The sequence below is a fragment of the Desulfobacter sp. genome (assembly GCA_028768545.1).
Lineage (GTDB): Bacteria > Desulfobacterota > Desulfobacteria > Desulfobacterales > Desulfobacteraceae > Desulfobacter.
Map to the genome: position 1 here is coordinate 3,546,243 of CP054838.1, position 24,407 is coordinate 3,570,649.

The 24,407-nt window shown below is 45.2% G+C and carries 15 protein-coding genes and 1 pseudogene; 8 read left to right on the forward strand and 8 right to left on the reverse strand.

All coding sequences use genetic code 11. From position 1 onward, the window contains the following. Nucleotides 1-48: 48 nt before the first annotated feature. Nucleotides 49-1,032, reverse strand: coding sequence for an ABC transporter ATP-binding protein (locus HUN05_17210; protein WDP86647.1), 984 nt, complete (start codon nucleotides 1,030-1,032; stop codon nucleotides 49-51). Further along, complete coding sequence (locus tag HUN05_17215) at nucleotides 1,016-2,899, reverse strand: ABC transporter substrate-binding protein (GenBank protein ID WDP86648.1); 1,884 nt, start codon at nucleotides 2,897-2,899, stop codon at nucleotides 1,016-1,018. Before HUN05_17215 ends, HUN05_17210 begins: the two co-directional genes overlap by 17 nt. A gap of 532 nt (nucleotides 2,900-3,431) precedes the next feature. On the opposite strand from HUN05_17215, the gene HUN05_17220 reads away from it, so the two are divergent. The 5 genes and pseudogenes from HUN05_17220 (at nucleotide 3,432) to dinB (ending at nucleotide 8,149) form a co-directional block, all read left to right on the forward strand. Continuing rightward, on the forward strand, nucleotides 3,432-4,601 hold the full coding sequence (locus HUN05_17220) for an IS4 family transposase (GenBank protein ID WDP88114.1): 1,170 nt from the start codon (nucleotides 3,432-3,434) through the stop codon (nucleotides 4,599-4,601). Between the two features lie 212 nt (nucleotides 4,602-4,813). Beyond that, nucleotides 4,814-5,587 carry a MotA/TolQ/ExbB proton channel family protein gene (locus HUN05_17225; GenBank protein ID WDP86649.1) on the forward strand — a complete coding sequence of 258 codons (774 nt, stop codon included), beginning with the start codon at nucleotides 4,814-4,816 and terminating at the stop codon, nucleotides 5,585-5,587. 2 nt (nucleotides 5,588-5,589) lie between these two features. Further along, entirely contained in the window at nucleotides 5,590-6,324 is a 735-nt protein-coding gene (locus tag HUN05_17230; GenBank protein WDP86650.1) for an OmpA family protein, read from the forward strand. Then, nucleotides 6,293-6,682, forward strand: a complete 390-nt coding sequence (locus tag HUN05_17235) for a PilZ domain-containing protein (GenBank protein WDP86651.1) — start codon at nucleotides 6,293-6,295, stop codon at nucleotides 6,680-6,682. The genes HUN05_17230 and HUN05_17235 overlap by 32 nt, the downstream gene beginning before the upstream one ends. A 4-nt stretch (nucleotides 6,683-6,686) precedes the next feature. Continuing rightward, nucleotides 6,687-8,149 (forward strand): annotated as a pseudogene (gene dinB, locus HUN05_17240) (DNA polymerase IV). 222 nt (nucleotides 8,150-8,371) lie between these two features. Here the strand turns inward: dinB and HUN05_17245 are convergent. Next, nucleotides 8,372-9,025 carry a lactate utilization protein gene (locus HUN05_17245; protein WDP86652.1) on the reverse strand — a complete coding sequence of 218 codons (654 nt, stop codon included), beginning with the start codon at nucleotides 9,023-9,025 and terminating at the stop codon, nucleotides 8,372-8,374. Between the two features lie 613 nt (nucleotides 9,026-9,638). Between HUN05_17245 and acs the strand changes: the two genes are divergently transcribed. The 3 genes from acs to HUN05_17260 all read left to right on the forward strand — a co-directional run bounded on the left by acs (nucleotide 9,639) and on the right by HUN05_17260 (nucleotide 15,078). Then, a complete protein-coding gene (gene acs / locus HUN05_17250) occupies nucleotides 9,639-11,669 on the forward strand; it encodes an acetate--CoA ligase (GenBank protein ID WDP86653.1) in 2,031 nt (676 codons plus the stop codon). A gap of 42 nt (nucleotides 11,670-11,711) precedes the next feature. Further along, a complete protein-coding gene (locus HUN05_17255; protein WDP86654.1) occupies nucleotides 11,712-13,613 on the forward strand; it encodes a propionyl-CoA synthetase in 1,902 nt (633 codons plus the stop codon). 253 nt (nucleotides 13,614-13,866) lie between these two features. Further along, nucleotides 13,867-15,078 (forward strand): IS256 family transposase, encoded by a 1,212-nt coding sequence (locus HUN05_17260; GenBank protein ID WDP86655.1) that lies wholly within the window; start codon nucleotides 13,867-13,869, stop codon nucleotides 15,076-15,078. A gap of 177 nt (nucleotides 15,079-15,255) precedes the next feature. Here HUN05_17260 and HUN05_17265 read toward each other — a convergent pair whose 3' ends face one another. The 5 genes from HUN05_17265 to HUN05_17285 are packed head-to-tail and all read right to left on the reverse strand — an operon-like array spanning nucleotide 15,256 to nucleotide 24,280. Continuing rightward, the gene (locus HUN05_17265; protein ID WDP86656.1) at nucleotides 15,256-18,837 is read right to left on the reverse strand and encodes a DUF748 domain-containing protein; all 3,582 of its coding nucleotides are present in this window, start codon (nucleotides 18,835-18,837) and stop codon (nucleotides 15,256-15,258) included. A 29-nt stretch (nucleotides 18,838-18,866) separates the two neighbouring features. Then, nucleotides 18,867-20,699 carry a UbiD family decarboxylase gene (locus HUN05_17270; protein WDP86657.1) on the reverse strand — a complete coding sequence of 611 codons (1,833 nt, stop codon included), beginning with the start codon at nucleotides 20,697-20,699 and terminating at the stop codon, nucleotides 18,867-18,869. Next, on the reverse strand, nucleotides 20,696-21,232 hold the full coding sequence (locus HUN05_17275; GenBank protein ID WDP86658.1) for a hypothetical protein: 537 nt from the start codon (nucleotides 21,230-21,232) through the stop codon (nucleotides 20,696-20,698). Before HUN05_17275 ends, HUN05_17270 begins: the two co-directional genes overlap by 4 nt. After that, nucleotides 21,222-22,574: a M48 family metalloprotease gene (locus HUN05_17280; protein WDP86659.1), complete on the reverse strand. Its 1,353-nt coding sequence runs from the start codon at nucleotides 22,572-22,574 to the stop codon at nucleotides 21,222-21,224. Before HUN05_17280 ends, HUN05_17275 begins: the two co-directional genes overlap by 11 nt. Next, entirely contained in the window at nucleotides 22,571-24,280 is a 1,710-nt protein-coding gene (locus tag HUN05_17285; protein ID WDP86660.1) for a response regulator, read from the reverse strand. The genes HUN05_17280 and HUN05_17285 overlap by 4 nt, the downstream gene beginning before the upstream one ends. Between the last annotated feature and the right edge of the window lie 127 nt (nucleotides 24,281-24,407).

Below are 24,407 nucleotides of genomic sequence, written 5' to 3' on the forward strand. Positions count from 1 at the left end.
TTTACTTAAAAATCAAGTATTATTTTAAAAAGAGTCCATTTTTTTGTTTCAGGTCAGCAAATGGCAGGCGGCTGAACGGTCTTTACCAACTGAACCTAGGTTGGGCGTTTGTACAAGACAAATCTCTTTTTTAAGGGGACAACGGTCTGAAAATCGGCACCCTTTAGGCATCTTGGACAAAGGGGGCACATTGCCGGCAATGGTGGGCAGATGCTTTTTCGCGACCTTCGCCCGTGATGGAATTGAGGCAAGCAGTCCTTGGGTATATGGATGACACGGATCTTTAAATAATTGACCGACACCGGCGATTTCAGCAATCTGTCCTGCATACATGACCACCACATCATCACAATTTTCTGCAATAACCCCGAGATCATGGGTGATCAATATCACGGACATCTTTATTTTTTCCTTGAGCCCGATGATCAAATCCATAATCTGAGCCTGTACGGTGACATCAAGGGCTGTGGTGGGTTCATCGGCAATCAGAATATCGGGTTCACAGGCAAGGGCCATGGCAATCATCACCCGCTGACGCATACCTCCGGATAGTTGATGGGGATATTTACCCATGACCTGTTCAGGATCCGGGATGCCGACCTGCTCAAGCATTTGAACCGAAGCCAACACCATTTGGGCCGATGACATGGTGGAAAAATGCAGTTCATACACTTCAATCATCTGCCGGCCTATGGAATGAACAGGGTTTAATGCCGTCATGGGTTCTTGAAAAATCATTGAAATTTTTCTGCCCCGGATGTTGTGCATTTTTTCAATGGGAAGGGCCAGAAGATCATTTTCCTGGTAAAGGATACGTCCGTTGAGGATCATGGCTGCCGGTTTTGGCAGCAACCGAACAATGCTCAGGGCGGTCACACTTTTTCCGCATCCGGATTCACCGGCAATCCCGAGGACCTGCCCCTTTTTAAGGCTAAAACTGACATGGTCAACCGCCCTAAGATCTCCCTGATCCGAACCAAAGGAAACCACCAGATCCTCCACCTTTAAAATGGGCTCATTTGCCTGGTTCATTTTTTTTATCCTCTCTTTTGTACTGCTTGTCCACAATCAGCACAGGCAAAAATGATTTATCCGCCTTCATGGCTGCCAGGGTCTGTTTTCTGACCTTGTCATCAATCCAAAACAACCCGCCGATGGTGGATGAAAACGGGTTAAAAAGGTCGTCTGACATGCGGGTGCCGTGAAACTCCGGCAATTTCATCCACCGCCAATAGGCAAGTCTGACATAGGGGATCATAAAGGTGGGCACATAGGCACCGATCTTGTGAATTTTATTTTGGATGGCCAAAGAAAGGCGAATCCGTTCTTCTTCGTCCAGACTGTCCCGGTACTGGTCAATCAAAGAATCAAGTTGGGGATCATCGGTATTGGTAATATTATTGGTCTGGGGTTTATGGGCATTATCAGAATGCCACCCCTGCCAATAGGAAGGCCTTAAACTGGTGCTCCAGCCCATCCATGCCACCTCATGTTTTTTTTCAAGAAATTTTTTAAACATGGCAGAGGGGTCAAGCTTTTCAAGCCGGAGTTCAATCCCTGCTTTAAGTGCATCTTCTTTGAGAACTACAAGTCTTGCCATATGCTCATCATAGGAATAGGTCACCTTGACTGAAAACCGTAACTTGTCTTTAACCCAGATCCCGTCATGCCCCCTGTGCCACCCAGCATCCCTCATCAAGCGGTCTACTTTGTCAATGTCATACTCTCTTGGGCGGATGGAATAATCGGTATATCGTCCATATCCGTAGAAGGCCTGGGGCAGCCTGAAATAATCAGATCTCAACACCTGTTTGATGACTTTTTCAACATTCATGGCATGGGCAAAGGCATAACAAAGCCTTTGATCTTTGAATATGGGCTGGTCTTGGTTTAGCCACAAGCCCCTGGAGGGATGCTCCTGGTCATTGAAAAACCAGATCCGTTCAACATATCCCTTTTCGATCACCGGGGTTTTGGATTTTACATGCCAGAACTTGGGCAGGGTCATTCCAAAGGCATCCAGCCGTGCTTTTTTAAAAAATTTCCATTGAAAATTAAAATCCCGAATCACCGTGTACTGGACCATGTCCACGTTAAACCTGTGTTTAAAATAGCGTTTATCCTTGGCCCAGAAATTTTGTTTGCGCTTAAACCGGATAAACCGCCCTTTTTTAAACTCATGAATTTGATATGCCCCTGTATTGGGTACCACGGCCCAGTTGTATCGGGTGGTAAACTCATGATCAAGTCTCTTATAGTAATGTTCGGGCGTGGGGCTGATTCCCAGCTTAAGATAGGGGTTGGGCACGGCTTTTGTGCTTTTCACCCCTATGGTATAGTCATCGTACACAATGACCTTTTCTATCTCCCGGGTGTAATAATCATTATACCAGGGAGCAATAATATGTTCCGAACGCATAAATTTAAGGGTGAACAGATAGTCCCTGGCAGTGACCTTGACCCCGTCCGACCATCGGGCATCAGGGTCAAGCTTGAAATACATGGTTTTTTTATCATCATCAAAGGCCCAGTGGGTGGCAAGTTCGGGAATAATATTGCCGGTATTGGGATGGCGGTTGATCAACGAAAGCTGATTGTCAAGAATGGCACTTCTAAACCCGCCGTTGGAATCCGGGCCCACCACCCTGAAGGTCATGGGAAAACTGAGCAGGGCGGCTCTGACCATCCCTCCTTTTTTGGCCTTTTCAGATGAAAATACAGGATCTGTATTATTGGTCAGCCAATGAATATTTTCAGGCAAAGGGCTGTAGATTAAAGGCTTTAGATCAACCGCCTGGGCTAAATTTTGATTAATTTGATCAGTTTGACCGGGCTGTTCCTGGCACCCGGACAAGAGACAGGCGGCCAAAACACACAACAAAATGAGGTATAAACGCATCCGTATCCTATGGCCTTTCTTCAATTCAAAGTTGGCGTTCAAAACTTAGGTTCCAAGACAAGCATAAAAAAAGATATCAGATTAACCCTAAGTTGAGCAATCTTTCTTTTGACCCTTGATCCACCTTACAGCACCTTCTTCTTTGCTGCCTTTGTTTGCCCTCACAGCGGAGTATGGTTTGTACACCTTACTCGTCGCACGCTTGGCACCCCAATATGGTACCATGCTGGCAGCCAGGAAAGCACGGACCATCCCCATATTCTAACAAACATAAAATTAGGCGGTGGATTTGGGTTGGCAGTGAATATGATATCAACCCGATGATCCAGCCTAGAAAAATCCATATTTGCCCATTGCTCCCAGTCCAGGAGCAGGTTTGATTTTATCCTTATTTTATTTTGAATCAGTAGTGTCCGGTTAGGTTGTTGCATATAAAAAGCATCTAAAATCATTGAAAAAACAGTCTGTTTTGTGTTGACAAATGTGCGTAAAAATTTTTGTGCGCCTTGAAAATTTAACTCAAGGAGCTCAAATGACGCACATCTCAGTCCCTAAAAAACAACTACGGTCTCTGAACTTTGACAATTTCAGGTGCCCTCTGATAAAGTCACTTTCAAAAGCACCGGAATTACAATCTCGAGGAGATCGCCCTTTAAAAATGACATTCGAAGACCAGATAAATGCTTTGGTTTATTTCCATCTTCAGGAGCACAAGTCTGCCCGACATTTAATTCAGGATCTCAAGGAGAATGTTTTTGCTAAAGAAAATATTGCGCCAGACGGTGGTATCAGCCGTAGTAGTTTCTGTGAAGCCATCAATCACAGGGGACTCGAACAACTGCAATTTATCTTTGAGGATCTTTATAAACAGGCTCTTGAGTGTCATCCGGGTGAACACGCCGAGTTAGGAGAGTTGGTTTCCATTGACGGTAGTCTCATAAATGCAGTCCTTTCAATGCACTGGGCGAACTACAGAAAAGGAAGTAAAAAAGCCAAAGTACATTGCGGATTTGACATTAATCACGGAATCCCAAACAAAATCTTTTTGACTGAAGGCAACGGCGCTGAACGCACTTTTGTTCCCAAAATACTTTCCAAGGGGCAAACAGGTGTTATGGATCGTGGATATCAATCCCATAAAGAATTTGACCTGCTTCAGGAGCAAGGCAAACATTTTGTCTGCCGTATAAAAACCAGGACAACAAGAACAATTATTGATAACCACGAGACCCCTTCCGACAGCTACATTTTTTATGATGCACTGGTTAAACTTGGTACTCCGAATCAAAACCAGACGAAAAGGCCTGTTCGGGTTGTTGGCTATAAAATTGCTGGCGTCAAATACTATGTGGCAACTGACAGGCATGATTTAACAGCGGAACAAATAGCAACAATTTATAAACTCCGGTGGACCATTGAGGATTTTTTCAAATGGTGGAAAGAACATCTGAAGGTATATCATCTCATTGCCCGCAGTGAATACGGCCTTATGGTTCAGATTCTTGGCGGCCTTATCACTTACCTGTTACTGGCAATCCATTGCCAAAAACAGTTTAATGAAAAGGTCACGATCAAAAGAGTTCGGCAGCTGCGAACCGCCATTCTAAATGACCTGTTTGGCTGCGAGGAGCAGGGCTCTCATAGTTCAAACAGGGACAATATTGTCAAAGATCAAAAAATTATTGAGCAAGCAAAAACCTAACCGGACATCACTGATTTTGAATATATGAATTTTGTATTGAAATTTTGGACAAAATAATCTGTTTTTTTTTTAACCCGTTGGATTAAATATATCCCGGGTTCTAAGCGCTTGACCCTGTAAGCGGAATATAATAGCATACAGACTCAAAACAAGGCTGTAAGGATCTTATGAATCAATGATTAAATACAGGTGAGCAACACGCTAAGGTGATTATGGATTTAGCTTCTTTTGTTGGCATTATTTCAGGACTTTCACTCATTATTTCCGCTATTTTTCTGGGCGGGGACTCTTATAATTTTATTAATATTCCAGGCCTGATGATCGTATTCGGAGGGACCTTGGCCACCACCTTGATCACCTTTCAGTTTAGAGATGTATATGCGGCATTCAAGGCGGCCTATTTTGTCTTTTCCAAGGACAAGGAAGATCCCAATCAGGCTGTTGCCACCATGATTAAACTCAGTCGGATCAGCCGGCGGCAGGGACTTTTACATTTGGCCAGTGTCAAAACCAGGTCTTTGTTTCTCAAAAAAGCCTGCGGCCTTCTGGCAGACGGATCTTCCGAAGAGGTGATCCGGGCGGCCTTGACCACGGAAATCCAATCCTTGCAGATGAGGCATTTTATTGTTCAGGATGTTTTTCGGAAAATGGGAATTTATGCCCCGGCATTCGGCATGCTCGGCACCCTTATCGGCCTGGTTCAAATGCTCTCCCACCTTCAGGATCCGTCCCATATCGGGCCGGCCATGGCAACCGCCCTTTTGACCACCTTTTACGGCTCTTTTTTATCCACCCTTTTTTTTCTGCCCGTGGCAGGCAAACTTCGGTCCAGAACCGTCATTGAAATCATGAACCTTGAAATCATACGGGAAGGTGCTATTTCAATTTTGAACAACAATAATCCGGTGATTATTTATGAAACATTATCCAGTTTTATATCCTCACGTCTTCGCCAGCCCCTGGACCAGATGAATCTAAAGGACTAACCATGAAAGATACCGGGTATAACAATCCTTATATTGTTGAAGAAAATGATGCCGGATGGCTTGTCACCTATGCCGATCTCATGACCCTGCTCATGGTCTTTTTTGTACTGCTCTACTCATTGGCCTCCTTTGAAAAAGAGCGGTATAAAACAACGGTCACCTCATTGACAGCAGCGGTGCAGACTCAATCAGAAATGGAAGGAATAATGAAATTTCTTGGCAAACCAGACGGGTTTGACCAAAAAATCCGCATAGATGAGATCACCGGCCTTCGCAACCGGGACACGGCATTATATCGCTCCATGGACCGTTTGGTTAAAAATGCCGCTCAAAAAGAGAGCTTATCTCTGGAGGCAAGTTCTGGTAAATTAATCATTACCGTTTCAGGGGAAGCCTTGTTTGCTTCGGGCTCAGCCAGACTAAATTCCCAGGCCCTGCCCGCCATGGATGAGATGATCAATCTGCTTAAAAAATACACCGAGTATAATATTAATATCAAAGGCCATACCGATAATGTGCCCATTGCCACCAAAGCCTTTCCCTCCAACTGGGAGCTGTCGGCCATCCGGGCCACTACGGTATTAAAACATTTGATTGCCAAGGGAATCAGTGCCCAGCGCCTTACGGCAACCGGATATGGGCAGCTTATTCCCCTGGCTGCCAACACCACAGAAGAGAACCGGGCTAAAAACAGGAGGGTTGAATTTGTTCTGGAAAAAAACCAAAGCACCTGGTAATGCGGTCTCCTCTATTGACCAGACAGATCAACGCGCCTCATTTCGGTATGTGTTTTCAGGCAATACCCAATTGGCAATCAAATTTAAAGGCAGAGAGGTCAACCTTACAGACATCAGTGCGGGAGGGCTTGGGTTTTCAAATCCAGGAGCCAAACAATACGATTCAGATAAAATTTCTTTAATCCTGAACATGCCGAACTTTACAGGAGATCCCGCCCTGAATGTTCAGATCAGAATTTTGCATATTTCTGCGAATCAGATCTGCCACTGCATCTTTGAAAACTGCACGGTCCAAGAGTATGAAGTCATACACAAATTCGTTCTTGAAATGCAAAAACAGGACTTAAAAAAACGGTGATTTAATGATCCTTCATGTGGATATGGATGCTTTTTTTGCAGCCATAGAGCAGCGGGACAACCCAAGGCTCAAGGGTCGCCCTGTTATCGTGTCCGGTCATTCAAAAAGAAGTGTGGTGTCCACGGCCAGTTATGAGGCCAGAAAATTTGGCATTTGTTCAGCCATGCCCGTTTTCCAGGCCAAACAAAAATGCCCGCATCTTATCATCCTGCCCGGCAGCCGAAACAAATACCTGAACGATTCCCAACAAATCATGAAGATTTTAAAACGCTTTTCCCCGGTTGTTGTGCCTGTATCCATTGATGAGGCCTATGTGGATACCCAGGGGTGTGACAAATTATTCGGCAGTCCAAAACAGATTGCAGTCCAGATTAAAACTGCCGTGCTAAACGAAATCGGCCTGACCTGTTCGGTGGGCATTGCCCCTGTAAAATTTTTGGCCAAAATTGCCTCTGACATGAATAAACCAGACGGGCTGACATATATTTCAAGAAAAAATATGGACAATGTCATTGCCACCCTTCCCATTAAAAAAGTGCCGGGGGTGGGGACCCAGGCCTTAAAACTTTTGACTGCCCTTCAAATAAAAACCCTTGGGGATGTCAAACATTTCGATCAGGCCCTCTTGAGCCGAAAGCTGGGTAAAATGGGAACACGCCTTTCAAAACTATCCCTTGGTCATGACACCCCGCTGCAAGCCCAATCCGTTCGCAAATCCATTTCCAGTGAAACCACACTTTCCAAGGATATTTATACTCTTGCAGAGGTACGAAAGGTCCTGTTAGAGCAGTCCCACCGTGTAGGACGGGATCTGAGAAAAAAAAACTGGATCTGCCGTCATGTTTCAATTAAAATAAAATTTTCAGACTTTTCCCAAATCACCCGGAGCAAAAAAACCGAATCCTGGATCTCTTCTTCCAATGCAATTTATGATCTTGCAACTCAATTGTATGACAAGGTAAGCATCAAAAAAAAAATCAGGCTGATCGGGGTTGGGGTCTCTGATTTTAAGCACACATCTGAGCCGGTTCAGATGTCCTTGCTTTTGGACAGGGATGAAAAAATCGATCAACAATGGGATTGTGTAGACCAGGCCATGGATTCGGTTTTACAAAAGTTTGGTTCAGATATAATCAAAAAGGCCAGCCTGAACACACCGTGTGATAAAAAATCAAAGGGGACCAAATGAGTATAAAAACCGCTGTTCAAGTCAGGATAAAAGGACGGGTTCAAGGGGTTTGTTTCAGGGCTGAAACCCGGGAGGCGGCAATAAATCTGCACTTGGCAGGTCATGTGAAAAATTTACCTGACAGAACAGTCCAGGCCCTTTTCCAGGGAGAAAAAAACAATATTGATATGATGCTGACCTGGTGCCAGACGGGGTCACCCCATTCCCGTGTGGACAAGGTGACCTCCTGGCAGGTTGATGTCCAGCCCGATTTAAGCGGGTTTAAAATCCAATATTAAGGCTCTTGATCAGAATAAAACCTCCCATATGCCTTGTCTTTTTAACCCTCTTCGTCGTTGGTGGCTGGCACGTCTAATATGCTCCCGGCCACCCGCCTTGAATACGATTAAAAATCCTAAGCCATATTTTGGAAAATTTTAATTCAACCGTGAGCCTAACCTGGATGATACTGCTTTTTTAATTAAATTTCAGGACGACCAAAAAGGAAAACTCACATATGGCTAAAACCCCATATCTTCGTTCACCAGAATAATCTTGATCCGGCCTTTGGAAAAACATTTTTCTGTGATGGTCCAATAATTACATATTCTGTCAGGGCTGTCACAATCGTGGCAGATCCCTGTTTTTGCACAGGGGGTCTTTTTATCCAAATTCATTGTATTTACGGGTGCCGCATAATTTTTAATCCTGAACATGGCATCTTCAAGGTCACTGCAAATTTTATTTCTACCGACTATCAACAAAACGTTTTTAGGCCCCCAGATCATTGCTGCCACCCGGTTGCCGATCATGTCCAGATTGACCAGATACCCTGCTTCAGTGACAGCATTGATGCCGGTGATAAAAAGATCCACCATCAAGGAGCGCCGCCGAAGTTCAAGCATATCCTCGACGGCCAAACTTTTGTCAAAGGTATTTAAGACCTCAAAGCTCGGGTCATCCACAAGCGCATGAAAAAGCCCGGTACCCACAAAAGACATGGACCCTCCCCATGACACGCTTTTCGGTTTCAAAGAAGGAATAATCTTTTCAAGGGCCAGATCCTTGGCCGCTTTGGCTGATTGGGCAATATGAACCTCAAAATGATTATTTTCAAGCCCCTCTTTAACCGCCTCAAGTTTTAGTTGCCAATAATGATCAACAGGGTTTTTCATACTCTCTCCTTGTACAATTTAAGTTTAGATATCTGACACTGCATGGTTTTTTCCCCTTGCCACGATTATTCACTATTCACTGCTGACGAATTTAAACTCTAAAACAGCAATATGTTCACCGGTCAAAATCTGGGTTTGAACCGGATCCGAACATACTTTTGCATAAACGTCTTAATCAGATCAAGTTTATTGCCATCAAACAAAGTTAAACATCTTCCAGATGGTTAATTTTCTTTTTTTTGTAAACACTTAGGTTCTGAAACCATTATTATGAATATAACAGGATGGATAAAATTTAAAGATAATTCCCCAAGAAAACAAAGTTTTTTATTGACTTCGAAGCCATATCTTAATATTGATTTATTTAAGATATAAATCAAATTCAGTAAATGGCAGCGATTTCCACACTATTATCTCCTCAACTACTGCCTGCACTGGTTTTTAAAAAAAAGCGTGTCTAAACTGACAGGCTTACACATAGACACAACATATATAAAACACCTTTTTCAACTCTTTTTCCATCCATAACAAGGGAGGTGGAGCCGGCATCGGCACGCTTGAAAATCATCTATAATATAAGTTCCTTAAACATATACCAACAAGGAGATGAGTGATGAGCAAAAAAGAAGTTGTCGAAACTACGGAAGCCCAGATCGCAGTTCACTGGAAAGAAGAGGAATATTATTATCCTTCATCCAAGTTTATCGGCCAGGCCAATTTAACGGATCCAGATATTTTTGAAAGGTTCAGTCTGGACAACTTCCCGGATTATTTTACTGAATATGCCGAACTGCTCACCTGGTATAAATACTGGGATGAAGTACTTGATGCCAGTGACGCCCCTTGCTACAAATGGTTCAAAGGCGGCAAAATAAATGCATCTTATAATTGTATTGACAGACACCTAGAAAAAAATAAAAACAAAACCGCCATCCATTTTGTTCCGGAACTCGAAGAAGAGCGGACAGATCATATCACCTACCAGGAACTTTACGTCAGGGTAAACGAGTTTGCCTCTGTACTTAAAAACGATGCAAAACTCAAACGAGGAGACCGGGTCACAATTCATATGCCCATGTCAGCAGAACTTCCCATTACCATGCTGGCCTGCGCAAGGCTCGGCGTGATCCACTCTGTGGTCTTCGGCGGATTTTCAGCCTCGGCATGTGCCGACAGGGTGGTGGACTCAAATTCACGGGTGTTGATTACCATGGACGCCTATTACAGGGCAGGTAAACTGCTCAACCACAAGGTCAATGCAGATGAAGCCGTCAAACTCTCTGCCCAACAAGGCCAGGTAGTGGATACAGTTCTGGTCTGGCAGCGGTATCCTGGAAAATATTCGTGTGACACCCCAATGGTTGACGGGCGTGATGTATTTGTGAATGAGGCTTTGAAAAATCATTTCGGGAAGATCATAGAGCCCGAACAAATGCTCTCTGAAGACCCGCTTTTTCTCATGTACACCTCTGGCACCACCGGCAAGCCCAAAGGCTGCCAGCATGGTACAGGGGGCTATCTTGCCTATACCACAGCCATGTCAAAATATATTCAGGATATTCACCCTGAAGATGTCTATTGGTGCATGGCCGACATCGGCTGGATTACCGGACATTCATTTATCGTATATGGTCCCCTTGCCCTTTGCGCCTCAACCGTGATCTACGAAGGAGTGCCCACCTATCCTGATGCCGGCAGGTCTTGGCGGATTGCCCAGCAGCTGGATGTTAATATCTTCCATACAGCTCCCACAGCCATCCGGGCCTTAAGAAAACTTGGACCGGATGAACCGGCCAAATACAACTATCATTTTAAGCATATGACCACGGTGGGCGAGCCCATCGAACCGGAAGTCTGGAAATGGTATGAATCTGCCGTGGGCAAGGGGGAAGCCATTATTGTGGATACCTGGTGGCAGACGGAAACAGGGGGATTTTTATGTTCCACCGTTCCCGGACTCAAACCCATGAAACCCGGAAGCGCAGGCCCGGGTGTTCCCGGAATTCATCCTTTTATTCTGGATGATGAAGGCAAGGAAATCACAGAGACCGGAATTGCCGGAAACATTTGTATCCGCAACCCATGGCCCGGTCAGTTCCAGACCATCTGGGGTGACAGACAACGTTTTGTAGACACCTATTTTGCCGACATTTGCAGAAATCCTGAATCCAAGGACTGGAAAGACTGGCCCTATCTTGCAGGAGACGCTGCAACCATGTCAGATGACGGGTATTTTAGAATCCTTGGCAGGATTGATGATGTCATCAATGTATCCGGCCACCGCCTGGGCACCAAAGAGATTGAGTCTGCCTCCCTTGTGGTAAATGAAGTGGCTGAAGCCGCAGTTGTGCCAGTTTCTCACGATATTAAGGGAAAAGAGCCCGATCTTTATATTGCCCTTAAAACAGGCGTGGAACCCACCGAGGCCCTGGCACAGAAAATTTCCGATGCGGTGTGCGAACAGATCGGGAAAATTGCAAAACCCAGAAAGGTATGGCTGGTGCCGGATATGCCTAAAACCAGATCCGGTAAAATCATGCGCCGGGTTCTAGGGGCCATTTCAAACCGGGGGGATGTGGGCAACGTCATGACCTTGGCCAATCCTGAGGTGGTGGAAGAGATCAAAAATATGGTCCAGAATTAATCTGGTCTTGAACCATTAACATATTGCGCTAGGAGAAAATTCATGTCCAATTTGTATGCGAATGCCTATGATCAGTCCATTAATGATCCTGAAAACTTCTGGGGACCTGTTGCCGAAGACTGTTTCTGGTATAAAAAATGGGACAAGGTATTGGATGACACCAATTTACCTTTTTACCGATGGTTTAAAGGGGGACAGACCAATACCTGCTATAACGCTGTGGACCTTCATGTTCAAGAAGGCCGTGGAGACCAGGATGCCATAATCTATGACAGTCCGGTCACAGATACCATAAAAAAATATACCTATAATGACCTTAAAAAAGAAGTCTCTTTATTTGCCGGTGCCCTTGCTGCAAAAGGTGTGTCCAAAGGAGATCGGGTCATTATCTACATGCCCATGATCCCTGAAGCGGTGTTTGCCATGCTGGGCTGTGCTCGGTTAGGTGCGGTTCATTCGGTGGTTTTCGGCGGATTTGCCGCCAATGAACTGGCCACCCGTATCAATAATGCCAAACCCAAGGTGATTGTCTCTGCATCCTGCGGTATTGAGGTCAAAAAAGTCATTGAATACAAGCCCTTGCTCGATGAAGCCATTGACCTCTCAGAATCCAAGCCCGATGCCTGTATTATTCTCCAGCGTCCCCAGGCCCAGGCCAGTATGATAGACGGCAGGGATTTTGACTGGCAGGATGTGATGTTTCAGGCAAGCCCCAAAGAGTGTGTACCGGTAGAGGCAACAGATCCTTTGTATATCCTTTATACGTCTGGCACCACAGGAGAACCCAAGGGGGTGGTCAGGGACAACGGCGGGCATATGGTCGCCCTCAAGTGGACCATGAACGCCATTTACGGGGTTAATCAGGGGGATGTCTATTGGGCTGCCTCTGACATCGGTTGGGTGGTGGGTCATTCGTATATTGTATACGGTCCCCTGCTCAAAGGCTGCACCACCATCATATTTGAAGGAAAACCTGTGGGCACGCCGGATGCCTCCGTATTCTGGCGAATCATATCAGAACATAAGGTCAAAACTTTATTTACAGCACCCACAGCCTTCAGGGCCATCAAGCGCGAAGATCCAGCAGCTCAGATGATGAAGGATTTTGATTTGTCAGAATTTAACTATTTGTTTCTTGCAGGAGAGCGCACCGATCCAGATACCTTGTCCTGGGCGGAGAACAGCCTGAAAGTGCCGGTCATCGATCATTGGTGGCAGACGGAAACAGGCTGGGCCATTGCTGCCAACTGCGTGGGCATAGAACAATTCCCGGTAAAACCAGGCTCTCCCACAAAAGCGGCTCCCGGATGGAATATGGAGGTATTGGACAATGATGGCAAGCCTGTATCCAAAGGGGATATCGGCGCCATTGTGGTCAAGCTTCCCTTGCCCCCGGGTACCCTGCCCACCCTGTGGCAGAATGATGAACGATATAAAGAGGCCTATTTGTCTAAATTTCCAGGTTATTATGAAACCTCGGATGCAGGCTTTATTGACCAGGACGATTATATCTATGTCATGGCCCGTACCGACGACATTATTAATGTGGCCGGCCACAGGCTGTCCACAGGGGCCATGGAAGAAGCCATTGCAGGGCATCCTGATGTGGCCGAATGCGCGGTTATGGGGGTTGAAGATCAGCTCAAGGGCCAGATCCCCTTAGGCATGATGGTGCTCAATGCCAGCGTGGACAGGGATCACAGCGAGGTGGTCAAAGAGGTGGTTCAGCTGGTCAGGGAAAAGATCGGTCCTGTGGCTGCCTTTAAAACAGCCACCGTGGTCAAACGCTTACCCAAAACCAGATCAGGTAAAATATTGAGAGGGACCATGCGGTCCATTGCAGATAAAAAAGAGTACAAAGTTCCTGCAACCATTGACGACTATGCCATCCTGGATGAAATCGAAGAGTCTTTAGGAAAGATCGGGTATGGAAAACAAGCATGAGCACGTTCATATTAGAAAATATTAAAAGAGAGGGGGTGGTGTAATATGTCCTGATTATCCCTTGATAATCATAACTTTAATCCGATCAACTCAAACAAAGGTCAAACAGGAGGAAACATAGTATGGATCCAAAAATGTGGGTATATATCCTTTTGGGATTATACATTATTTACTGCTTTTGGTGGGAGGGCGTTCAAAATTCTGTGTCAGTTGAATGAAAGCTGATATACTCAGCTAAATAAGGAGAACTGACATGACCGAAGAAAACACCGAATTTGATTTTCAAAAAGCCCTTAAAGGCATCCAGGAAGGTAAACCCTTCACAGGTAAGGGCGGCGTCCTTACATCATTAATCAAAAATCTTGCTGAAGCTGCTCTTGAAGGAGAGTTGGAGTCCCATCTCGGGCAGGAAGTTTCTGCCAACCGCCGTAATGGAAAAAGCAAAAAGACCATTAAATCCCTGGATGGTAAATTTGAGCTGGAAACCCCGCGTGACAGGGCCGGAACCTTCTCTCCACAGATCGTCAAAAAACATCAGACAACGCTCAGCGATGAAATTGAAAGAAAGATAATAGCCCTTTACGGCCTGGGCATGAGTTATAATGATATGGCTTCCCATTTACAGGAAATCTATGGACTTGAGATTTCAAATGCCACTCTGAGCACCATTACCGATAAAATCATCCATACCGTCAAAGAATGGCAGGCCAGGCCGTTGGAAAATGTGTACCCAATCGTATGGCTTGATGCCATACATTATAAAGTACGAGAAAACGGAAAGGTCAGCAGCAAAGCCGTTTACACAATTCTTGGGGTGAATATCGAGGGCCGCAAAGAGGTTCTTGGGCTGTACATATCCGAGAATGAGGGTGCGAACTTCTGGCTGCAGGTGTTAACAGACCTTTCAAACCGAGGGGTAAAAGATATCCTGATTGCCTGTGTTGATGGTCTAAAAGGTTTTCCCGAGGCCATTGAGACCATATTCCCGGACACAGAAGTTCAACTCTGCGTAGTCCACCAGATCCGAAATTCATTGAAATACGTTGGTTCCAAAAATAAAAAGGAATTTATGGCAGATCTAAAACGTGTTTATAAAGCGGTCAATAAGGATCTGGCCGAAGAAGAACTGGATATCTTGGAAAATAAATGGAATGACAAATACCCGATTGTGATAAAATCCTGGCGGAACAACTGGGAACGCCTCAGTCATTTCTTTAAATATCCAGAAGAGATTCGACGGATAATATACACCACAAATACCATTGAGGCTGTGCATCGACAGTTTCGAAAACTGACCAAAACAAAGGGATCATTCCCGAACCAGGACAGCCTGTTAAAGCTGCTTTACATGGGGATCCAGAACGCCAGTAAAAAATGGACAATGCCGATTCAAAATTGGTCACTGACAATTTCCCAGTTGGCAATTTTCTTTGAAGGCCGGCTGGATAAAGAGCTGGGAATTTGATAGGGATTTATTTACAGATGGAAAAGATGGTTCCAGGAACTCCACTCCAGCAAAAGTCAACTCCTCCGACGTGGCTGATTGAAGGCCCATTCTCGGACCTGACTTTTACTTCCGCTGGCGCTGAGGCAGATCCGGGAACCGAAACCGTGACACAGAATTCTGAACATTCCCGATATCTTATTTTATTACGAACAAGGTCTTGACCCTGCCAAAGGATTCTTCTTCCTGGTCTACGCGCCCAGGGGCATCCAGAAACAGACGTTCTGGTTCAATTTTTTCCGAACTGAGAATATAATCCCTGACCTCTTGGCTGCGAAGCTGTCCAAGATTCTTTAACTCTTTTTGCCCCACCTTAAAATGGGTAATGAGCAGTTTTTCTTTTTCAAGGGGGGAAATCTTTTTTTCAAGCCCTGCTTCATCCCTTGGTTTTGGAAACAGTGCAAGCCCGTAAGCTTTTTCAATGAGTTGATTTCGCTTTTCCCGGGAAAGGGTATCAGGATCTATGTTTTTTTCAGACATCATGGAGACCAGCAATGCCTTAAGTTTTAAAATTCGAATCTGCTCACCGTCGTTTGTCAGGTCAAATTGACCTTTAATTTCAAGATTAAGGCGTTCTTTTTCAATCAAAATTTTGACAAGCTGGTCAATTTTATCTTTATTCTTTTGATCCAAGTTTGAAGTTCCGGGAACAAATTCAACAAATCCCAGTTCTCCGTTGTCTCCCAGTCCGACCAGGGACCCAAGAAATTTAAAAGGAGCCGTCACAACCGAAAGAATTAAATTTTTAAAGGTGGTCACCACAACCCGGCCATAGTCAAACTCCGGATCATCCAATTGTCCTTGAATGGGCAGGTCCAAATCAATTTCACCCTCTGCGTTTTTCAAAAGGGAAATGGCAAGAGGTATGGGTAAGGATGTGGCATCAGGGCTTGTCACTTGTTTGCCCAGGGTCAGTTGATCAAAGAAAAGATTATTGGTGGAGACAAGCTTATTGCCTTGAATATGATAGTTAAGGTCGAGTATGAGTTTGCCCTTTTGTATTTCATACCCAATATACTTGACAGCATAAGCGTTGAATTGGGGCAATTCAATGTTTTTAAAAGAGACTGAAAAATCAGCAGATTTTTCCGGTTTAAACAGGTCAAAGGATCCTGTAATGTCCAGGGAAGACTGGGTTTTATGAATTCCTTTAAGGTTGATTTGAGCAGGGGCTTTTTCCGATGAGCCAAGCCCGGAAACACTGCCGGCAATCTGGGTCATATTCGCACTAAAATGGGGTTGATTAAAAAAATCATTAAAATTAATCTGCCCGCCCTGAAGGGTAATGGCCTTGATGTTGATCTTTGGAATTTGCTTTGATTTTGAAGAATTTGAATTCGTCTTTTTTTCAGGCGAAGACCCTTTTTGTGTTTCTGCCAGGATGTTGCTGAGATTTAACTGCCCTGTTTTTGAGATAATGACCTGTTGATAAAAATCGGTTAATGCTATTTTTTGAACCATGACTTGAATTGGATTCAAAGCAATATCCATCCCGGAAAAATGCAGGGACTTGCATTTAAACAGATCTTTGCCATCTGTTTTATTTTTGGATTCAAAATCATTGAGTGCGGCTTTTCCTTTGAACCGGATTTTAGGGGCATTTGCCTTGTCCATATCAACAAAAAGGCGACCCTTGGACATCATTTGGCCCTTGGCAATCAGAATATTAAGTTTCTCTGTAAAATACGGCTCAAAGGGGGTTAAATCCATTTGAGCCAGGTTAAAATCTATACTGGCGCTCGGCCTGGAAAGTAAAAGATCTCCTTTAAACGCCATCCGGCCTTTTTCCTGAAAAGTTAAGGCCCCCTTGATATCCGCCTTTTGATTCTCTGAGGTTGACAGGTTGGTGGCAAGGGCCCCAATATCTGACACCTGTATTTGAACAGGCTTTTGGAGCCCAAGGTCTGAAAATGTCACCTGGTATTTTTCAAGAAGAAACCGCCCTATTTCAAGGGACCAGGCATCTACACCTCTTTGAGAAGGTTTCTTCTCATCGGATGGATTCTGCTCTGTTTCTTTCACAGGCCTGCCAGGATCCAGGCGGGTCAAAAGATTAATTTTGCCTTGAGAATCTCTTATGAGATTAAACCTTCCCTCCCTTGTGAGGATCTCTTTAACTTGGACCTGTTTTTGCCCCAGATCCAGGTTAATATCATTGACCTCAAGCCTGTTAATATCCATGGCCGGAGCGGTTTTGTCCAATATTTTTAAGTCATCAACCCCGAGGCTGCCATTTATAATCTCTAGGTCGGGTATGCCTTGGGTAGTTGAAAAAACAAATCCGGCACTGATATCTGTGTTGCCCAAACTTAAATTTTTCCCGGTATAGGCGCTGTAATACGGGACATATTTATCCGGCCAAATATTTTCAAGATTAAGGCTGCCTTGAATTTTATAATCCTTTTCTACTAAAAAATTACCCTGGGTTGAGACCTTTTCTTCGCGCTCGGTTAAAAAGCTCAGGTCAAACTCGCCTGATATTTCCGGGCCCATGTCCACATTTTTAAGGCGAGCGTCCAGGTTGGAAAGACGAGTGGAAAAACCAGGCTCAACTTTTTCATCTTTGAAATCAAAAGAGCCGTCTTCAACAGACGCCTGAAGTATTTTAACGGATACAGGAAAGGCCAAAGCTGATGAATCCGCCAAATCCTGATCTTCCTTTAAAGGAGAGGGCCTGGCCCCAGGGTCTGTAAAATCAAGATTTAACCGGCCGTCAGCCCCTCTTTTTAAATAAATATGGGCCCCTTTCATCACCAGGTTTTTGATTGTAAGCTCTTTTGAAAACAGATTGGCGCACCCTGCTTCAAGCTTAAGATTTGGGCAGGAGAACAACGGCTGGTCCCCAAGCATACGCAGGTCCAGGTCTTGTCCTGAAACCCGGACCTTTAATTCAAGGACCTGGTTTCCGCCTGGATGTTTCCCTTTTTCAGCCCGGGTATAACGGGCTTCCAGATCCAGGTCAAAAAGCCCGGGCCGGACAAATGTCACGCCCTTTGGAAGGTTCAGGTAGTTTAAATAAACCTCCGGGTCAAAATTTTTAATGCTTAAACTCATTTTTGAGGCTTGGGAAGGATCAAAGACCAGGGAGTTGAAATTTGAATTAATTTGTGCCTGGTTCAATAAAAAACGGAGTCCGGCAACGGCTGACTTTTTCTTGTCCAAATTGGTTAAAAGGGGAATTTCAAGGTTAAAGGCTTCAATTTTATGGGTCAGATCCTGGGTTGAATCTATAAACTGCACCCCTGCATTTTTAATGTTTATATTGGCCAGTGAAAACTTGAATTCTGTTGTGTCCTGTGATTTATCCGCCTCTTTTGTTAAAGAATCATTTTCAAAATTTTGAATCAAATCAGATATGTTCAACCGATTATTCTTGTTGAGCCTTAAAAAAATTTGGGGGCTGTGCAGGTCAATGTCTGAGACCACCGGAGCCATTTTGAACAATGAAAGCACAGAGAGATCAAAATGAATTTTCTCTATGGATAAAAGATCGGCCTGTTCTTTTCCCTGAATCTTTAACCCGTTAATAAACAATTCCAAAGTATAGGGGTTAAACTGGACGTTCTGGATAACAGCCTTGCGGTCAAGGGTCTGGTCTATTGAATTGACAATTATTTTTCTGGCGGCATAGGGAACCCCAAAAAAACCAAGAACAGAATAAATTACCACCAGACAGGCGAGCGAATAGAGCAATGGTTTCACGTATCTGTATTTGTTCATTTTTTCCTCCATGTTCAACATCCTTAAGCTTAGATCAACCCGAAAAGCGGGCCATTTATTTTACCAAGTTCCTTGACCTTTTTTTCCACATCAGGATCGGGTTCAAGGGCGGCCGCATGAAAGGGCTTGATCCGGGCATCAATGATCAAAGGCCCTTTACATCCCCAATGCTTATATTCCTGGGTCTCATCTATTCCGTATATGTCGTGGGAAGGGTTGGACCGTAAAAAAGTAACCCAGAGAAAATTGGCAAAGGTTTTTCCGGCAAACCCAGGATCATCCACAAGAACAAATAGGGGCAGGCCCTCAAGTCCGCAGGTTCTTTCAAGACCGCTTTTAAATGTGCGGATCTCTTGTTCAGCCCGTTCATAGGATGAAAATTGGGGTCCTTTGACCACCACCATTCCGGGAGTGGCGCACACAGGATGGGAAAATCCATCCCCCAATGACAGGCCGGAAGGAAACCCGGAGTCAAGGGTTCGAAGTTTGGGTCCGGCCGCTGCCATAATGACCTTAGAGCCCTGGTTAAGGCCTGATCCGGAATAATCCAGGGTATCCATGGTGGTTTTGGTGATAAAATGCAGATCCCTGGAAAAATCCATACGTTCAAGCATATGGATCAAAAAGGCCTTTTCATCATTGACCTCAAGTTTTTCATTGTCCTCGTGGGCACAGATAAACAAATATTTGGCAAGGGAAAGCTGTCCTGTGCCAAGGATGGCATTGGCATGGGTGAGCAGCTCTCTGGGTTTTCTTTTTTCATAGGGGATATACCGTTCATGGGCTTTGGCCAAAAGCAGGGGATGAACCCCGGCCTCATCCACGGCATTGACGGCCACAACACCCGGCAGGGCATCTGAGACTGCACTGCGGGTAATTTCATGGATAAGCCGCCCAAAAATAGAGTCTTCCTGGGGCGGCCGTCCCACCACGGTAAACGGGAAAATGGCTCCGGGTCTGTGAAAAACCGAAACCACCTTTAGATATGGAAACTCATGGACCTGTGAATAATACCCAAGATGATCTCCAAAAGGCCCTTCGGGTTTGGTGGCGCCTGGAACGATAAACCCTGTAATACAAAAATCTGCATCATTTGAAATAATAAACCCCTGTCTTTCACTATACCGAAAATTACGTCCGGCAAGTGCGCCGGCAAACGCGACTTCCGGTATATTTTCCGGCAGCGGCATTACAGCTGCCAAGGTATGGGCAGGCGGTCCGCCGATAAAAATAGAGACCTTTAAGGGTTGGTTCAACTCCAAAGCCTTTTTATGGTGGATGGAAATCCCCCGGTGAATCTGATAGTGAATCCCGATGTCACGGTTGGTCTCATAGTCATTTCCCGATAGTTGAATCCTGTACATCCCCAGATTTGATCTGAGCATGGAGTTAAACCCGGGCTCCCTTGAAAAGACCTGGGGCAGAAGCACAAAGGCACCCCCGTCTTTGGGCCAGCATTGAATCAAGGGCAGGCGATCAATGGTGGTTTTTGCACAAGGCCCCAGGCGGGATGGTGTTTTGACGGGAAGTGCATGCACCAGGGCCTTGGCAGCTTTTACCCCGGAAAAAGGCGATTTCAACCATCTGCCGGGATCAGACTTTAATTCAACCAATGCCCTGACCCTGTCCATCTGGGGTTCAAAAATCTTAAGGGTTCTTTCCCAGGTCCCGAAAAGGTTGGACAGGGCATAAAACTTGGAATGCTTTACCCGGGTGAACAAGAGGGCCGGCCCCCCGGCACGATTGACCTGGCGTGTGATTTCAGCCATTTCAAGATAAGGATCCACCTCATGGTCAATGCGTGCAACCTCCCCTTGTTTCTCAAGATAGTCTATTGTTGATTTTAACGAGTCAAATTTCATAAGCTCAGCTCTAATCTGTTCCCTATTCCCTGTTCATTGTCCATGTAATAAATAAGATCCGGGGCAAACAAATACATTTTGGCATTGAACCGGGTCCAGAAAAAATCAAAAATTTCTTTTGTCCCGGCCGTGATGCCAAAACGCCGACAATAGCTAAAGGCAATGGCAATGGTTTTGGCTTTGGCATCACAGGGCTGGATACGGCCTGACATCTGAACCCCTTTAATTTTGGAAAATTGACTGGCGTCCTCAAAAATAGAAGCGGCGCAGACCCGGTTGACCCCTTGCCTGATATGGCAGGCCCCAGGGCTAGAAAAAAAATAAAACCCCGGGGCATGATACCAATAGTATACCGGAGCGATCCAGGGCAGAGCCCGGTCAAAGCCATGATTCTCTTTAGAGCAGCATTCTTTTGTACTGCTGGGGCCTGTCTCATCACAGGTACCCAGGGACATGACCTTAGCGGTTTGAATCAGAGCCAGGCAGTTTTTTTTCATTTGCGCTTTGGAGACTTTGCCGGGTTTATTTGGCATACCCCCACGCTTTCAACCTTTTATAGGCATATTGACTGTACTGGTTGGAGGCATAGTTGATCTGTTTTAAATAGGCAATATACAGATCTGCCGCTGTCTTTTGGTTACTGGTTTTATCAAGGGTAAACCCTTGATAAAAGGTCAGTTGCGGATTGCCGGGCAAAAGGGCATCGCAGCGTTTAAAATCCTCATATGCCCGGGTATATTTTTTTTGACCCAGACCTGCCAGTCCAGACACATAATACCCCTGGGACTCTTTGGGGTACAATTGCTTTGCCTTGTCAGCATAGGAGAGCGCTGATTTTGATTTTTTCTGGGTCAGCATGCATTTGGCCATGAGCAGGTGGGCGGTATAATCCTGGTCGGCTTTTTTAATGGCCGATCCAAATGCCTGCTGGGCTTTATCATATTTTTTTTGACTTAAATAGGTTTCTCCCTGCTGCATCAGCACAATGGCTTTTGCCTTTTTTCTCAGTCCTGCAGTCTTGTCCATATACCGTTCCCTGTGCAGGGGAAAGTCTTTTGTACCGGCATATTCACTGTCATCTCTTTTTATGGCGGCCTCAAGGCGGTCCGTGCTCATGGGATGGGTGGCAAAGAGCATTTGCACACTGTTGCCATGGGATTTATTCAAGCTGTTGAGCATATTCATAAGGCCGACAAATCCTTTTGAACTATACCCGGCACGGGTCATATACAGCTGTCCCAAAGCATCTGCCTCATTTTCGTTGCTCCGGCTGTATTTGGACAAGAATAGTCCCTGGCTTAAAGCCCCGAGTTGCTGGGTCAGTTCCCTAAATCCTGAATTCTGGGTGGAGGCAATGGCTGATAAACTGCCGATCAACAGGCTGGAAATGGTTCCTTTTGAGGCCTGTTCTGCTGAATGGCGTGCATTGACATGACCCAATTCATGCCCGAGCAAGGCAGCCAGTTCCCCTTCGTTTTCAAGTTTTAACAATATGCCCCGAGTCGCTGCAATGGAGCCGCCTGGAAAGGCATAGGCATTGATATAGGTGGCATTAACACATTGAAAATTATAATTCATGGCCGGACGGTGAACCCCTTTGAGCAACCCTTTTCCCACAGAGGAAATATACTCATTAAGGCCGGGTTCCTGGGTGACCCCGTAATCAGATGAAAACTGAAACGGGGACTGCTGCCTGTCAATGGCCATCTCCTGCTCCTGGGACATGAGCATAAGCTGTTGTTGTCCGGTTACAGGATCAACAGCACATCCGAAAATCCCGCCAATGCCGGCACCTGACAAGGCTGCCATAGCAGAAAATTTTAAAAAATCCCGTCGGCAGACTTTTGAATGAGTCAAAAAATTATCCAAGATCATTTTTTTATCCCTTTGTCTTTTCTTTTCTCCAATTCCGCTTTGACGGCCAGACCAAGGGTCTGGAGGGAAAATGGTTTTTTAATAAACGGGCCTGCACCCAGGTTTTGAATCTGGATCACATCATCTGTCTTGGAATATCCCGAGGCAATCACCGCCCTGATCTCGGGATCAAGAGACCTAAGTTCGCGAAAGGTGGCCAGCCCGTCCATGCCCGGAGTCATAATCATATCCAGAACAACCAGATCCACCCGAGCATCTGTGAGATATTCCACGGCAGCTTCGCCAGAGGCCTTTGTCACCACCTGATATCCCATACGGCAAAGCATGTTCGAAGTGATCTTGAGTTGGTCATTGGAATCATCAACCACAAGAATAATTTCATTGTTGCCGGTATAATCGCTTAAGGTATATATTCTATACGGTTTTGACGCCCCGGGCAAGTCCTGGGTCACTGGAAAATAAAGATCAAACCGGGTCTTTTCTTTCCTGCTTGTCACATGGATATAGCCCTTGTGGTCATGGACGATATTCCAGACGATTGACAGGCCCAGGCCGGTTCCGCTCCGGCCGAGAATCTTTTTGGTGTAAAAGGGTTCAAATATCCTGTCCAGATCCGCATTGGGTATTCCAGGTCCGGTATCTTCCACGCGCATTCGGACAAATTCACCATCCAGGTAATTTTTATACCCTTTGAGCATTTTCTGGGATAAACAACAAAAGGTGGTGGATAAGAAAATCTGGCCGGACCCCTGGATCGCTTCCATGGCATTTCCCACAAGATTCATCACGACTTTGTGCAGATGATTTCCTGATGCGCTTAACAAAGGGATATCCGGATCCAAAAGGGTTTCAACCTCGACCCTGGGATGAAACTCACGACTTTTTTGACATTCAGGAGACCTTAGATAGGTTTGAATAACCGAATTCAGATTTACAGCTTCCACCACCTTGGCAGATCCCCTGCCCAGGGTGAGCAATTCATCCACAATCACTGATGCCCGCTTGCCTGAATCTTTTATGGTTAAAAGAGGCTCTCTTAACTGGGAATCACGGGGCAGATCCATGAGCAAAAGCTCAGGTGTGGATACAATCCCGGACAATACGTTGTTTAAATCATGGGCAACGCCGCCGGCAAGCAATCCCAGGGCTTCCATTTTTTTTGCCTTTTCAAGTTCCGATTCCAGCCGGGTTTTATCCGTGCGGGCCTTGAGTCGCTCGGTAATGTCCCTTAGGGTAAAAAGCTGTGCAGGTTTTTCCTTGTACGCAATTTGAACCCATTGTTTTTCAACACAAATTTTTGAGTTGTCCTTTGCCCTGATAAACTCATACCCGTCTGGATCAGGTTCTAGGTCCTTGTTTTGGACAAAAAGAAGGTCAGGATCCATGCCGAATAATTTTTCCCCGTCATATTGGGTTAACAATTCAAGGCCGGGATTAAAAAAAACAATTTTCCCCTCTTGGACAATAAATATACCTTGGGGCAAAGAGTTGACCAGATTTTTATACTTTTCCTCGCTTTCTTTGAGCCTTGTTTCAGCTTCTGTATGGGCCCTGATTTCAAGGACAAGGCTTTTATTCATCCGGACCAGTTCATTGTCCTGGTTTTGCTCATCCTGTTTTGCCTTTTGTTTTAACTTTAAAACCACGCCTTCAAGCGCAGCTTTTTTTTGATTTGCCTGTCCAATCAAATAAAGGGCGCAGGCCATCTCTGCCCAGAAGAAAACCAAAATGATACCCTGGGTCAAAACAGAAAAATTTATCAAGAAAAGAATTGACAGATAGACAAGGCACAGAATTCCTCCGCAAATGATAGCCTTAAGGGGGACCTGTCTC